At 70.6% G+C, this 14,250-nt stretch carries 9 protein-coding genes; 3 read left to right on the forward strand and 6 right to left on the reverse strand.

The window, feature by feature from the left end; all coding sequences use genetic code 11:
* Nucleotides 1–46 precede the first annotated feature (46 nt).
* Complete coding sequence (locus ACFP1K_RS26230; protein ID WP_380758000.1) at nt 47–3,556, reverse strand: S8 family serine peptidase; 3,510 nt, start codon at nt 3,554–3,556, stop codon at nt 47–49.
* A gap of 315 nt (nt 3,557–3,871) precedes the next feature.
* Nucleotides 3,872–4,777, reverse strand: a complete 906-nt coding sequence (locus ACFP1K_RS26235; protein WP_380758003.1) for a S41 family peptidase — start codon at nt 4,775–4,777, stop codon at nt 3,872–3,874.
* 440 nt (nt 4,778–5,217) lie between these two features.
* Between ACFP1K_RS26235 and ACFP1K_RS26240 the strand changes: the two genes are divergently transcribed.
* Nucleotides 5,218–5,457 carry a DUF397 domain-containing protein gene (locus ACFP1K_RS26240; RefSeq protein WP_380758006.1) on the forward strand — a complete coding sequence of 80 codons (240 nt, stop codon included), beginning with the start codon at nt 5,218–5,220 and terminating at the stop codon, nt 5,455–5,457.
* 229 nt (nt 5,458–5,686) lie between these two features.
* Here ACFP1K_RS26240 and ACFP1K_RS26245 read toward each other — a convergent pair whose 3' ends face one another.
* The 3 genes from ACFP1K_RS26245 to ACFP1K_RS26255 form a co-directional block, all read right to left on the reverse strand.
* On the reverse strand, nt 5,687–8,005 hold the full coding sequence (locus ACFP1K_RS26245) for an ATP-binding cassette domain-containing protein (RefSeq protein ID WP_380758008.1): 2,319 nt from the start codon (nt 8,003–8,005) through the stop codon (nt 5,687–5,689).
* A 109-nt stretch (nt 8,006–8,114) separates the two neighbouring features.
* On the reverse strand, nt 8,115–9,500 hold the full coding sequence (locus ACFP1K_RS26250) for an FAD-dependent oxidoreductase (protein ID WP_380758011.1): 1,386 nt from the start codon (nt 9,498–9,500) through the stop codon (nt 8,115–8,117).
* A 113-nt stretch (nt 9,501–9,613) separates the two neighbouring features.
* A complete protein-coding gene (locus ACFP1K_RS26255; protein WP_380758013.1) occupies nt 9,614–10,774 on the reverse strand; it encodes an epoxide hydrolase family protein in 1,161 nt (386 codons plus the stop codon).
* 525 nt (nt 10,775–11,299) lie between these two features.
* Here ACFP1K_RS26255 and ACFP1K_RS26260 point away from each other — a divergent pair.
* On the forward strand, nt 11,300–12,412 hold the full coding sequence (locus tag ACFP1K_RS26260; protein WP_380758015.1) for a serine hydrolase domain-containing protein: 1,113 nt from the start codon (nt 11,300–11,302) through the stop codon (nt 12,410–12,412).
* Between the two features lie 109 nt (nt 12,413–12,521).
* A complete protein-coding gene (locus ACFP1K_RS26265; protein ID WP_380758017.1) occupies nt 12,522–13,085 on the forward strand; it encodes a dihydrofolate reductase family protein in 564 nt (187 codons plus the stop codon).
* 87 nt (nt 13,086–13,172) lie between these two features.
* On the opposite strand, the gene ACFP1K_RS26270 is transcribed toward ACFP1K_RS26265, so the two are convergent.
* On the reverse strand, nt 13,173–14,240 hold the full coding sequence (locus ACFP1K_RS26270; protein WP_380758020.1) for a glucose-1-phosphate thymidylyltransferase: 1,068 nt from the start codon (nt 14,238–14,240) through the stop codon (nt 13,173–13,175).
* Between the last annotated feature and the right edge of the window lie 10 nt (nt 14,241–14,250).

Genomic DNA, 14,250 nt, shown 5'->3' on the forward strand with positions numbered 1-14,250 from the left:
CCCCGCCGCCGGGGGGGCGGCGGGGCCGGTGCGGGAGAGGGGGTGGTTACCCGGCGGTTTGGTCGGGGCGTTCGGTGACGCGGATGGAGTTGAGGATGGGGGTGCCGGTCCGGGGGGTGAAGGTGATGTTCAGCCGGCCGTCGGTGACGGGGATCGTGTACCGGTGGGTCAGGGCGGTGTCGCGGCCGGCTGTGCGGGCGATGTCCAGGGCCTGGGCCACCAGGTTGCCTTCGGCCTTGATGTCGAATACTCGTTTGCCGGGGGGCTTGCCGTGGGTTTCGGCGAAGCCGAGTTCTATGGTGTAGACGCCGTCGGGGACGTTGTCGAAGCGGTATTCGCGCATGCCTTCGCGGGCGGTTCTGAAGAGGGTCTGGTCGGTGGTGCCGGCGATCGGCTTGGTGGTGGTCGTCTCCTTGCTGTCGCCCACGTAGCCGTGGCCGCCGCGGGTGTACTTCCGGTCGGGTGTCCAGGTGTCGCCGGTGGAGTCGACGACCTTCTTGCCGCCGGTCTCGACGGCGATCTGGAGCTTCGGCACGACGACGGAGACCAGGACCGGGAACGCGGGGGCGCGGCCGCTGGCCGAGCGCACCACCAGGACGCCGGTGCGGACGGTGCCGGGCCGGACTCCCGTGCTGGACGCGGTGACCCGCAGCGGGACGGTCTCACCCGCCTCGATGCTCCCGCTGACGGGGGTGACGGCCAGCCAGGTCTGCGCGGGGTCGTTCTCGACGGTGTACGTCGTGCCGGCGCCCGGGTTGGACAGCTCCACGGTGCCCTTCCGGGTGGTGCCGGTGGGCATCACCAGGGTGATCTGGCCGGTCGACGCCGTCACGCGGCCGGTGGTCAGGGCGGTGTCGAGCCGGTTGCGCGTGCCGGGCGTGACGGTGACCTCCTTGGTGACGGTGCCGTAGTTCTCCGCCGTGACCTCCAGCGTGTGATCCCCGGCGAGGACCTGTCCGAGGAACGTGCCGTCGGCCCCGGTGGTGAGGGAGGCCGCGTCACCCACCTTGACCGTCGCGCCCGCCAGGGGCTCGCCGTCGTTGGCGTCGGTGACGGTGCCGGACACCAGGCCGTGGCCGCGGGCGGCGAAGGTCAGGCTCTGGTCGTCGCGCAGGGCGGGGACGTCCAGTGAGTACTGGAACGCGTCGGTGCCGTCCCCGTTCTCGATGCCGACGGTGGCCTTCTCGCCGGCCGCGTAGGTGCTGTCGATGCCGCGGTAGCGGAACCCGATGGAGCCGTCCTCGCCGAGCAGCGCCTCGAACGAGATGAGCGCGTCGACGCCGTAGAACCGCGCCTTGCGCCATTCGACGACGAACGTGCGGTTCGGCGCGGTGCCGATGGTGGCCGTGTAGAGCCCGGCTCCCTCGTCGAACAGGCCCAGGTCGGTCCAGTACGGGTAGATGGCCGCGTTCGGCCCGCCGCCGGAGGGCACCGAGCCGTGGGTCGGGTGGGAGTAGCGGTCGGTGCCGAAGGTCATGAACCCGTTGGTGCTGACGACGCCGCTGGTGTAGGTCCCGCCGTAGAACGGGAAGGCGAACGGCAGCGCGAGCGTCTGGGTCTCGTCGTCGTACGTGAGCGGCTCCAGGGTGGTGCCCTCGACGTACGCGTCGGCGCCGCTCCTGCAGGTGTGGCCGAAGCCGTCGATGTGGCTCGCCAGCTCGATGTCCTCGGCCTGGTCGCCGGTCACCGTGACGGGCACGGTGACCGCCTCGGCGCACAGCGAGGTCGCCGTGACCTTCAGGTCGTAGGTCTGGTGCGGCAGCCGCAGCGCGTAGCGGCCCTCCGCGTCGGTGACCGTGGTGGCGGGGGTGCCGGCGGCGGTCACGGTGGCGCCCGCCTCGGGCAGGCCCACGCTGGTGACCGTTCCCGACACCGTGCTCAGCTCCTGCGCGGTCAGCGACAGGTCCTGGGTGACGGTCTGGTCGGTGGAGACGGTGACGGTCGTGGTGACGTCGTCGTAGGTGAACTTCTTCGCGGTGAGCCGGTACTCGCCGCTCAGCAGGCGGGGCAGCCTGTAGGTCCCGTCCTGCGCGGTGGGGACGGTACGGCTCAGCGGACCGGAGATGGTGACGGTCGCGCCGGCCACGGGGGACCCGGCGGAGGTGACCGTGCCGGTCAGCGTGCCCAGCTCGCCCGCCGGGGTGGCCTTGACCGCCGCGTAGGAGTCGAGCATGCCCTCACCCCACACGAAGTTGTCCGCCGCGGTGCCGCCGCAGCCTCCGTCGTCGACGTCGGCCGCCGTCCCGTCGAGCAGTGCCCGCGTGTTGTCGATGTCGCCCCGCAGGGGCGGGGAGGCCGACCACATCAGCGCCACCGTCGCTGCGACGTGCGGGCTGGCCATCGAGGTGCCGGACTTCAGGCCGTACGCGCCGCCGGGCAGCGCGGAGCGGATGTCGACGCCGGGCGCCGAGATGTTCGGCTTGATCTCGCCGCTCTCACCGGGGCCCCTGGAGGAGAAGTACGCGATGTGGCCGCTCGCGTCGAACGCGCCGGCGCTGTAGCTCGCGACGTAGCCGCCGGGTGTACCGGTGGTGCCGCACGCCGGTCCCTCGTTGCCGTTGGAGAACGCGGGGAAGATGCCGGCGGCCACCCATGCCGCCACCATGTCGGTGTACCAGAGGTCGATCCCCTTGCCGCCCCAGGAGTTGTTGACGATGTCGGGCGCGAGGTCGGGGCGCGGGTTCTGGCCGTTCAGGTCGGTGGGCGCGAGGATCCACTGCCCGGCGGCGAGCAGCGCGTAGTCGGGGCACCCGCCGACGGTCAGGCACGCCTTCGCGGCGATCCACTTGGCTCCCGGGGCGACGCCGATGCCGTCCCCGCCGACCATGGTGCCCACCGTGTGGGTGCCGTGGCCGCGGTCGTCGCACGGCACGCCGGCCGGGCAGGCGCCCGCCGGGTCGAACCAGCTGTGGTTGTGGTCCACGGTCCCGTCGGGCTTGGTGCCGCGGTACTGGGAGACCAGCGAGGGGTGGTCCCACTGCACGCCGGTGTCGATGCTGGCGATGGTGATGCCCTCACCGTGGTCGCCCAGCTCGTCCCACACCCTCGGAGCGTTGACGCGGTCGATGTTCCACTCGACGCCGGCGGCCCTCGCCTCGGCCTTCGCCGGCTCCGGGTCGGGCAGCGCGACGACCTTGGACGGCTCGATCGCCGCCACCTCGGGAAGCCCGGCGATCCTGGCCGCCAGCTCCGCGTCCCCGGTCACCTTGACCATGTTGACGATCCAGAAGGGGGTGAAGTCGGCACGCGCACCCTTGAGAAGCTTGCGCAGCCCGGCCTGGGAGGAGGCGGCGAGCTCCGTCTTCGCCCGGTACACCTGCCGCCCCTTGTCGGCCTTGCTCCTGGCGCCCCGCGCCGCCCGCAGGTCGGCACCGTCCTTGAGGCGCACCCAGAAGGTGGCCTTGTCGTCCTGGGAAAGGTCGGCCCGTACCGCACGATCGATCTTGTCAGACGCGGGCGCGGCCGGCGCGGCGCCGTACGCCACACTCTGGGGGGCCAGTAGGGCGAATGCGGTGATCCCGATCAGGACCGCTCGCCGTAGGCGGGAAATGGACACGCGATCTCCTTCACGGGCCGTGGGAAACCCGTGGGGGGATTGGGTGATAGGACGATTACAACCCACGCGGAGAATCGTGCTGGGGTCCCGTCATTCCTGACAAGTACGGTGAACAGGATTTAACACGAGGCGATGGTCGAAACATCCGCGGCCCCGGCATTCACCGCACCCACAAAAACACGTCCGACCTGCGGCGACACGAGCGAAACCTAGGACGCCGACGCCCCGGACGGGGCTTTCCCGGCAATGGCGTATTCCTGACATTGACGCGAATACGACACCCTGTCACTCTTAGCGACCAGGCCTTTACCCGGCTCAGCCTGCCAGCCGGGCGAGAGCCAGTGCGTGCGCCTGGTCGAGGGATTCCGCGGCGGCGCAAGGGACGTCGGGCCGCACACCGGTGCCTTCCCAGTTCGTGCCGGAGACGGGGTTGACGGCGCGGCCGGTGGGGACGGTGGCCTCCAGGTGGGGGTGCACGGTCCAGCCCTTGCACGGGTGCGCGCCGCCGCGGGTGGGCTCGCCGACGACGACCGCGCGGCCGAGCTGTTGCAGGTCGTAGGCCAGTTCTTCGGCGGCGGAGAAGGTGCTGTCGCTGGTCAGCACGTACAACGGCTTGCTGCCGCCGAAACGCGCGCCGGGAACGTGCGGCAGGCTCCAGGACTGCTCGCTGCGCTCGCCGTCGCGCCAGTACATGGTGTTGAGGTGAGTGCGCCTGTCCAAGAGGTAGCCGCAGATGAAGGCGACGGTGTCCGGGTCGCCGCCCCGGTTGCCGCGAAGGTCCACGATCAGCGCCTGGGCGCGGGAGACCAGGGTGAGCGCGGCGCTCAGCGGTTCGGCGGCCCACTCCAGCGGAAACAGCATCGGCGCCAGCTCCACCACGGCGACCCCTCCGTCGAGCAACTCCACCCGGGACGCACCGCCCAGCGAGGTGTCGAAGTCCCGGCGGATGGAGGCCAAGGTGGCTTCCATCTGCCCGGGAGGCACCGGGTCGGCGTGATGCTTCAGCCTCAGATGTTTGTCGTCGTTGACGGACTGCAGGTCCACGGTGACCAGACGCGCGAGCTCCTCGGCCCCGTCGACGTCATAGGCGCCCTCGCCCAGTCGCCGTCGCAACACGCCGCCGAGCTGCTCGGCTATCTCAGGGAAAACGTAGTGCTCGGTCAGCAGCCGGGCCACCTCGTCGATGACAGGGGCAGGCTGAACCTTCGTCAGAGTCGTCACGGGCAGGCAGTAGACCACTGTCCTCACGAAAACGTCAAAGAAGTTTGCACGCTTTCGGCAAGCGTGACCAGCCTTCCCACGTGCCGTCTTCTGGAGATGTGCCGCGCGACATCGCACAGCGAGGCGTCGGTTCCATCGACGGCGAACACGTCGCGGGCCACGGCCCTGGTCGCCGGCGCGGCCCCGATCCCGATCCCGGACGGGGTCGGGCCGCTGAACAACCCGTCCAGCCGGGCACCTTCCGGAGTCGGAGTATCGCACTGAGTTGGTGTTAGGCGGAGAATGGTAGCCGCGCGCCAGCTTGGAAGCCCTTTTGGATCACACCTCTGGCGGTGGAGAACGGGCATGCGACCGTCGCGGCCCAATAAAAAATGCGGCCCCTCACGGGGCCGCCCAGTTGGCCGTAACCAAATGCTCACGAGAGGGAGTCCGAGGTCGAAATGGACGGATCTCAAATCACCTGGCGGAAGAGTCGCTACAGCGGCAACGGGTCCAACTGCCTGGAAGTCGCATGCGTCGACCCTGTTCCGGCGGGGGTCTCACGCAAAGGGAACACTCCGCGGGTCTTCTTGGTGCGCGATTCCAAGGTGACGCACGGCCCGGTGCTGGCTGTCGGCAAAGCCGGATGGGAGATCTTCCTCAAAGGTGTCAAGGGTGGCCGGTGGGGAGAAGCGGTTTGAGGGGCGTGACACGACTTCCCGCGCGGCGGGCGGTCGTGAGTGAGGCGAGGGTCGCCTGAATAAGACTGCGCCGTAGGCACCGTTTCCAGGGTGTGGCACGACTTCCCGCGCGACGGCGGGGGGTGGCTGCGGGTCGTTTAAAAGAACAGCGCCGAAGGCACCTTTTCGAGGGTGCGGGACGATGGTCTTGGGGCGGGGGGTGCCCCGAGACCTGGGAAGGCGCCGGGCCTTAGCCGACTGGGATCGGGTCGGTGGTGTGGGTGGCGCGGTACTGGCGGAGGTGGTCGGCGGTCAGCGAGTTGGCGGTGGTGAGGAGGTCGGTGGGGGTGCCGGTGAAGATGATCTCGCCGCCGTCTCGGCCGCCGTCGGGGCCTAGGTCGATGATCCAGTCGGCCTGCTGGATCACGTCCAGGTTGTGTTCGATGACGATTACGGTGTTGCCCTTGTCGACCAGGCCGTCGATGAGGGTGAGGAGGGTGTCGACGTCGGACATGTGGAGGCCGGTGGTGGGCTCGTCGAGGACGTAGACGGTGCCGGTGGTGTTGAGCTGGGTGGCCAGTTTGATGCGCTGGCGTTCGCCGCCGGACAGCGTGCTGAGGGGCTGGCCGAGGCTCAGGTAGTCCAGGCCGACGTCGATGAGGCCGCGGAGCTTGCGGCGCAGTGGGGCCTCGGTGAAGAACGTGACGGCGTCCTCGGCGGACAGCTCCAGGACGTCGGCGATGGACTTGCCGCGCAGCTTGTGGGCGAGCACCTCGTCCTTGAACCTGCGGCCGTCGCAGCTGTCGCAGTGGGTGGTGACCGGGTCCATGTAGGCCAGCTCGGTGATGATGACGCCGCGGCCCTGGCAGTCGCCGCAGGCGCCCTCGGAGTTGAAGCTGAACAGGCCGGCCGCGGCGCCGGTGGTCTTGGCGAACAGGGTGCGGACCGGGTCCATCAGGCCGAGGTAGGTCGCGGGGGTGGAGCGGGAGGACGCGGCGATGGCCGACTGGTCGACGAAGACGGCCTCGGGGTGGGCGGCGGTGAAGACGTCGGCGATGAGGGTGCTCTTGCCCGAGCCGGCGACGCCGGTGACGGCGGTGAGGACGCCGGTCGGGATGTCCACCGAGACGTCCTTGAGGTTGTGCAGGGTGGCGTTCCTGATGGGCAGGGCGCCGGACGGGGTGCGGAAGCTGTCCTTGCCGCGGGTGGCGCGCCGCAGGCCCTCGCCGGTGCGGGTGTCCGCCGTGCGCAGGCCGGCCACCGTGCCCTCGTACACGATCTCGCCGCCGTGCGCGCCCGCCCGGGGGCCGACGTCCACGACGTGGTCGGCGATGGCGATGACGTCGGGGTCGTGCTCGACGACCAGGACGGTGTTGCCCTGGTCGCGCAGGGCGCGCAGCAGGTCGTTGAGGCGGCCCACGTCGCGGGGGTGCAGGCCGACGCTCGGCTCGTCGAAGATGTACGTCATGCCGGTGAGGGTGCTGCCGAGGTGGCGCACCAGCTTGAGGCGCTGGCTCTCGCCGCCGGACAGGGTCGCGGTGGCGCGGTCCAGGCTGAGGTACCCGAGGCCGATGGCGGCGACCCGCTCCAGCGCGGTGCGCGCGGCCGTGGCGATGGGGGTGGCCACGGGGTCGTCGATGGCGGCCAGCACCTCGATGAGGTCGCTGATCTGCATGCGGGACCAGTCGGCGATGTTGCGGCCGTCGACCTTGGTGGCCAGGGCCGCGGGGTTGAGCCGGGCGCCGTCGCAGGCCGTGCACGGGCCCTCGGTGATGAAGCGCTGGATGGCCTCGCGGGTGCGCTCGCTGACCGCGCTGAGGTCGCGCTTGACGCCGAGCCGGGTGAAGCGGTCGACCACGCCCTCGTAGTTCGTCTTGTACGAGCCGCTCTTGACGTTGAGCTGCACCTTGAACCCGCTGCCGTGCAGCAGCAGCTGCCACTCCTCGGGGGTGTAGTCACCGAGGCGCTTGTCGGGGTCGAGCTTGCCGGAGTTGGCGTACAGCTGCCAGTCGGGGGTGCCGACGCCGTAGTTGGGCAGGCGGATGGCGCCCTCGTTCAGCGACTTGGCCTTGTCGAGCATCAGGTCGACGTCGGCGCGCACGCTCTGCCCGAGGCCGTCGCACTCGGGGCACATGCCCTTGGGGTCGTTGAACGAGTAGGTGGACACCAGGCCGTCGGTCGGCGAGCCGTGCCGGGCGAACAGCGCGCGGATCATCGAGTAGATGTCGGTCATGGTGCCGACGGTGGAGCGCGCGTTGCCGCCGACCGGCTTCTGGTCGACGATGACCGGCGCGCTGAGGTTCTCGATGGCGTCCGCCCTCGGCCGCTCGTACTTCGGCAGCTGGTTGCGGATGAACGCGGGGAACGTGCCGTTGAGCTGGCGCTGCGCCTCCACGCCGACCGTGTCGAACACGATGGACGACTTGCCGGACCCGGACACCCCGGTGAACACGGTGATCTTGTTCTTGGGGATGGTCAGGGAGACGTCCTTGAGGTTGTTCTCACGCGCCCCGACGACGCGGATGCCGTCGGGCTCGGCCGGTGCGGGCGTGTCGGCGGTGGCGCTCATGGACATCTCCTTCTCCGGCGGGACGTGCGAACGGGGACCACGCCGTCGGCGCGGTCCCCGTCAGCCTCACAGCCCCCGCCGGGGGGCCGCATCTTCCTGCGTGCGGTCCTCAGGCGACCGGCTCGCTCACCGGCTCGCCCACGGGCGGCACGGCGACGGCCCGCGGCGCCTTCCTGGCGCCCCGCAGCACCCGGAAGATCATGCCGGGGCTCATGAGGGCCTGCGGCGGGTCGACCAGGCCGGCGACCCGCATGAACGTCCGGGTGATCCGGCCGTCCAGGGTGGCGGCGGCCTGCAGCTTGGCCATGTACGAGTTCATCATCCGCACCATGAACGGCCGGGCGCCCTGCACCTGGGGGTAGGCGAGGTCGCCGCCCGCCGAGATGCCCCACGGCACCTCGATGACGTCGGAGATGTCCTTCAGGAACGCGCGCGGCTCGGGCGGCGTGCCCTTGGCCAGGTGGGTGCGCAGCGTCATCGACTCCAGCGCGGCGACGGTCATGCCCTGGCCGTACACCGGGTTGAAGCTGCACGCGGCGTCGCCCATGACGAGCAGCCGGTCGGGGAACCGGTCCAGCTTCTCGTAGTGGCGCCGGACGCTGGCCGGGTAGCGGAACGCCACCGGGTCGTCCAGCGGCTCGGCGTCCCTGAGGACGTCGTAGACGTCCGGCACCGGCAGGGACCTGGCGAAGTCCATGAATCCCTCGGGCGTCGCGGGGGCGCTGTCGCCGAGCACACCGGTGAGCGACACCGCCGACTTGCCGCCCTCGATGCGGGAGAAGAACGCCCCGCGCGGGTGCGAGGGCGAGGACACCGGGTTGATCGACAGGTCGCCGTTGAGGATGCTCTCGTCCGGCAGCCGGAAGACCTGCGTGGTGTAGGTGAGGTTGATCTTGATCTGGGTCTCGGCGGGACGCTCGTAGCCGAGCTGCTCCAGCCAGACGGGGGTGCGCGAGCCGCGGCCGGTGCAGTCCACCACGAGGTCGGCGTCCAGCACCTCCTCGGTGCTGCCCGCCTCGTGCCGCTGCACCCGCACGCCGGTGACCCGGTCGCCCTCGGGTGTGGCGGCCAGGCCGACGATGTCGGTCTCCTCGACGAATCTCACGTTGGACAGGGCCTCGACGCCCTTGCGGACGTGGGCCTCCAGCACGGGGCGGGCGGCGGACACGCACACCAGCCCGGTGGTGCCCGGCTTCAGCCGGACGCCGTTGAAGTACCACCGCAGCTCGCCGAGGTCACCGGTCGGCACGCCCGACTCGATGGCGCCCGCGGTGAACCCGGGGAACAGCTCCTCGAGGATCTGCTGGCCGCGGGCCAGCAGCCCGTGCACGTGCCGCCCCTGGGGGACGCCGCGCCTGGCGGTGGTCACCCCGGCCAGCTTGTCGCGGTCCACGATCAGCACTTCGCCGTAGGCCTCGGACAGCACACGTGCCGCCAGCAGACCCGCCATGCTCCCGCCCAGCACCACCGCGCGGTCTCCCACGAGGTCGCCCATGGCGGTCACCTCCCTTAAAGTCCCGCGGATGACCCCGGCCAGCCGGTGGATCCGCTGTTTCCCACCACATCGTCACGGCGCGTAGCGAGGCTACGCATCTCCTGGAGTGCGGATCAGGCCTGCCCGAGCGAGCGGGCGAAGGCGCGGATGTCGCCGACCAGCAGTTCGGGCTGCTCCATGGCGGCGAAGTGGCCGCCGCGCTCGAACTCGGTCCAGCGGGTGAGGCTCGGCAGCGCCTGCTCGGCCCACTTCTTGATCGGCCGGGTCGCGTCGAACGGGAAGACGGCTACCGCGGCCGGCATCTCCAGCGGCCACGGCCCGCCCCAGGTGCGCGCGAACGCCTCGTCGCCGTAGGACGCCTCGTAGTACAGCTGGGCCGAGGAGCCCGCGGTGGCGGTGAACCAGTAGATGGAGACGTTGGTCAGCATGTCGTCGCGGTCGATGACGTCCTCGGGGGTCTTGTCCGCGGCCGACCATTCCTGGAACTTCTCCACGATCCAGGCGAGCTGCCCGGCCGGGGAGTCGGTGAGCGCGTACGCGAGGGTCTGCGGGCGGGTGGACTGGATCTTCTGCCAGCCGATGCCGTCCTGCGCGAAGTGGCCGCCGTGCATGAGGCGCTGCATGTCCTCGCCGTCCAGCTCGGCGATGGCGGCCTCGCCGGGCGGGAAGGTGACCAGCATGTTGATGTGCACGCCGGCGACGTGCGCGGGGTCGGCCAGGCCGAGCTGGAGCGAGATGGGCTTGCCCCAGTCGCCGCCCTGCGCGATGTACCGGTCGTAGCCGAGGCGGCTCATCAGCTCGGCCCACGCGCGGGCGATCCTCGGCACGTCCCAGCCGGGCTCGGGCGTCGGGCCGGAGAAGCCGTAGCCGGGGATGGAGGGGATGACCACGTGGAACGCGTCGGCCGGGTCGCCGCCGTGCGCGCGGGGGTCGGTCAGCGGGCCGATCACGTCGGTGAACTCGGCGACCGAGCCCGGCCAGCCGTGGGTGATGATCAGCGGGGTGGCGTCCGGCTCGGGCGAGCGGACGTGCAGGAAGTGCACGTTCGCGCCGTCGATCTCGGTGGTGAACTGCGGGAAGGCGTTCAGTTTCCGCTCGGCCGACCGCCAGTCGTAGGCGGTGCGCCAATACTCGGCCAGTTCCTTGAGGTATTCCACGGGGACGCCGCGCTGCCAGCCCAAACCGGGAATTTCACCGGGCCAGCGGGTGGCGGCGAGTCGCGCCTTGAGGTCGTCGATGTCGGCCTGCGGAATTTCAATGTGGAAGGGACGCATTGAGCACCTGATCCTATATAGACGGGTCCGTCAGATATCGTCACGCGGCGCCTCCGTACAGGGCATCTCCTTAAATGCGATATTCCCGGCATGCCCGGTTTACCGACCCCAGATTTCCCGCCCCGCACCCATTACGGCACCCGCGTCCTGGGGGTCCGGGACCGTCACCGAGCGCGACGGACCAGGCCGACCGGTTCGGGTGGCTCGCCCGGTAATGCGCCGAATGCGGAGTTTAGGGGTCACCCCAGCGCGTTCCGGAAATCTCGCCGCCCGGACATAACCCGAGCATCATTCGGAACCAGCACGCGACCAGGGCATCCGGGCGTGGCGGATCTCCGGCGGCCCCGCCCGGTGGTCTTTATCGCAGAATGCTTTGTGCCCGCATCGCGTTGTCGCTCGTCACCTCCCCGGACAAAATCGTGAGTGTCCCGGCATGGGAGGACTTCGCGATCGGTACCTGACGATCCCGCCGCCGGCCCGCAGGGCCCGGCGGCCAGCCATGACATCCAGCGCAGAGGAAAGACAATGAGCGATCTTCAGCAGCAGGTGCAGAACGCCATCGACGAGTTGGTCGCCTCCGGGACCGAGCGTGGCCTACAGGTGGCGGTGTACAAGGACGGCGAGCTCGTGGTTGACGCGGTGGCCGGTCTGGCCGACGCCGAGACCGGGCGGGCGTTGACCGGCGGCACGCCCATCTACAGCTCCTCCACGGGCAAGAGCCTCACCTCGGCGGTCGTGCACGTGCTGGCCGAGCAGGGCGTGCTGGACTACGACGCCCCCATCGCCGACGTGTGGCCGGAGTTCGCCGCGCACGGCAAGCAGGGCGCGACGCTGCGCCAGGTGCTCGACTTCACCGTCGGCGTGCCCGGCGTCCCGGCGGACACCACCCCGGACGACCTGGTGGACTGGGACAAGATGACGGCCGCCCTCGCCGACAGCGAGCCGTGGTGGGAGCCGGGCACCAAGGTCGGCTACCACCCCCAGACGTTCGGCTACCTGGTGGGCGAGGTGGTCCGGCGGGCCACCGGGAAGCCCATCTCGGTGGTGCTGGCCGAGCAGATCGCCGGGCCGCTCGGCATCGCGGACGAGGTGTACTTCGGCGTCCCGTCCGACCAGCTGGACCGCGTGGCGAAGCTGGAGGCGGCCGGGCCGCCCATGGACATGGACATGCTCGAATCCATGATGCCGACCTTCTTCAAGATCGCCCCCCGCGCGGTGCAGCTCAGCCCCGAGATGTGCAACCGGGCCGACTACCTCGGCGCCGACATCCCGGCGGGCGGCACCGTCACCGCGCGCGGCGTCGCCAAGATCTACGCCGCGCTGATCGGCGAGGTGGACGGCGTCCGCCTCATCTCCCCCGAGCGCCTCGCGCAGATCTCCCAGCCGTCCTCCCAGGGCGTCGACGAGATCTTCAGCTACCCGACCGCGTACGGCCTCGGCTACAACCTGGCCCGCCCGGTCGCCTCTCCCCCGGCCGGCCCGATCATCGGCTGGCCCGGCGCCGGCGGCAGCCTCGCCGACGCCGACCTCGGCACCGGCACGTCCCTGGCCGTCACCAAGGTCAGCTTCACCCCCGGCGACTACACCACCGTCGGCGTGATCTCCGATATCGTCACCAAGTCACTGACCCCGGCCTGAGCCACGCGTTTCGAACGCCACCAGTCCACCCCCACGGCCGGCCCCCGGCCGCACCGGTCCCCGGAAGGACCGTGCGGCACGGCGGCCGGCCGCAGTACGGAGGAATCAGTTGCGCAAGATCATCGCAGTCGTGTACGCCTCGCTGGACGGGGTGATCGAGAACCCCGAGTGGTCCATGCCGTACTTCAACGAAGAGGCGGCCGAGCGGGCCCGCGCCACGCTGTTCGCCAGCGACGCCCTGCTCCTCGGCCGCGGCACCTACGAGGGCTTCGCCGAGGCGTGGCCCGGCATGGCCGACCAGGAGGGCCTGGACGGCTTCGCCGGCCGGATGAACTCCATCCAGAAGTACGTCGTCTCGGCGGGCATCGAGAAGGCCGAGTGGGGTCCGGTCTCGGTGATCAGGGACGACGTCGCCGGGGAGGTCGCCAAGCTCAAGGAGCAGGACGGCGGGAACATCCTCATCTACGGCGTCGGGCGCCTCGCGCACTCGCTGCTGGAGGCCGGCCTGCTCGACGAGCTGGAGATCTGGGTGCACCCGGTGCTGGTCGGCATCACCACCCCGGGCAGCCTCATCGTGCAGGAGGGCAGCAAGGCCCGCCTGGAGCTCGCCGAGTCCACCACGTTCCGCTCCGGCATCGTGGTGCTCTCCTACCGCCCGGCCGCCGACGAGTGACCGCCGGGCATCCGCTACGCCTCATGGTCGCCTGACCACCGGTGCGCCCCCGCGGGGACCCCCCGCGGGGGCGCATCACCGTCCACGTCAGGCGGCGATCTCGATGCGGGTGTGGTCGCCGACCACCAGGCAGTGCTGGGCGTCGCCGTGCACGGCGGGGACCACCGTGGCCGAGCGGCCGATCAGCGAGCCGAGCAGCCCGGAGACGCCCGAGATCGAGGCGCCGTCCAGCACGATCGAGTCGGCCATCCGGGTGCCCCGCACCACGCAGCCGGGCCCGATGGAGGTACCGGGGCCGATGTGGCTGTCCTCGACCAGGGTGCCCGCGCCGATGATGGCGGGGCCGACGATCCTCGACCGGGAGATCCGGGCGCCGGGGCCGATCACCACCCGTCCCTCCACGACGCTCGACGCGTCCACGTGCCCGGCCACCGAGGGGCGCAGCTCGCCGAGCAGGCGGCGGTTGCACGCCAGCACGTCCTCGGCGCGCCCGGTGTCCTTCCAGTAGCCGGTGTACTCGCTGGCCCGCACGTCGGCACCGGTGGTGACCAGCCACTGCACGGCGTCGGTGATCTCCAGCTCGCCGCGGGCGCTCGGCCCGATGGAGGCCACCGCCTCGTGGATCGCCGGGGTGAAGAAGTAGACGCCGAGCATGGCGAGGTCGCTGCGCGGGTACCTGGGCTTCTCCACCAGCCGCCGCACCGCGCCGCCGGAGTCCAGCTCGACCACGCCGAAGTCGCGCGGGTCGGGCACCCGGCGCACCACGACCTGCGCGGCGGGGCGTGCCGCCAGGAACTCCGCCGCGATGCCGGTGACACCGTCGGGGAGCATGTTGTCGCCGAGGTACATCACGAAGTCGTCGTCGCCGAGGAACGAGCGCCCGAGCGACACACAGTGCGCCAGCCCGAGCGGGCGGTCCTGGGGGATGTAGGTGACCCGGGCGCCGAAGCGCGAGCCGTCGCCGATGACCTCGATGATCTCCTGCGCCCGCTCCCCCACCACGACGCCGATCTCGCTCACCCCGAGGGCGGTGATGTTCTCCAGCACGTACTCCAGCACCGGCTTGCCGGCGATCGGGATGAGCTGCTTCGGCATCGAGTAGCTGAACGGGCGCAGCCGGGTGCCGGACCCGCCCGACAAGACCAGTGCCTTCATCAACCGTCTC

The organism is Sphaerisporangium aureirubrum, assembly GCF_042658925.1.
In the GTDB taxonomy this organism is placed as follows: domain Bacteria; phylum Actinomycetota; class Actinomycetes; order Streptosporangiales; family Streptosporangiaceae; genus Sphaerisporangium; species Sphaerisporangium aureirubrum.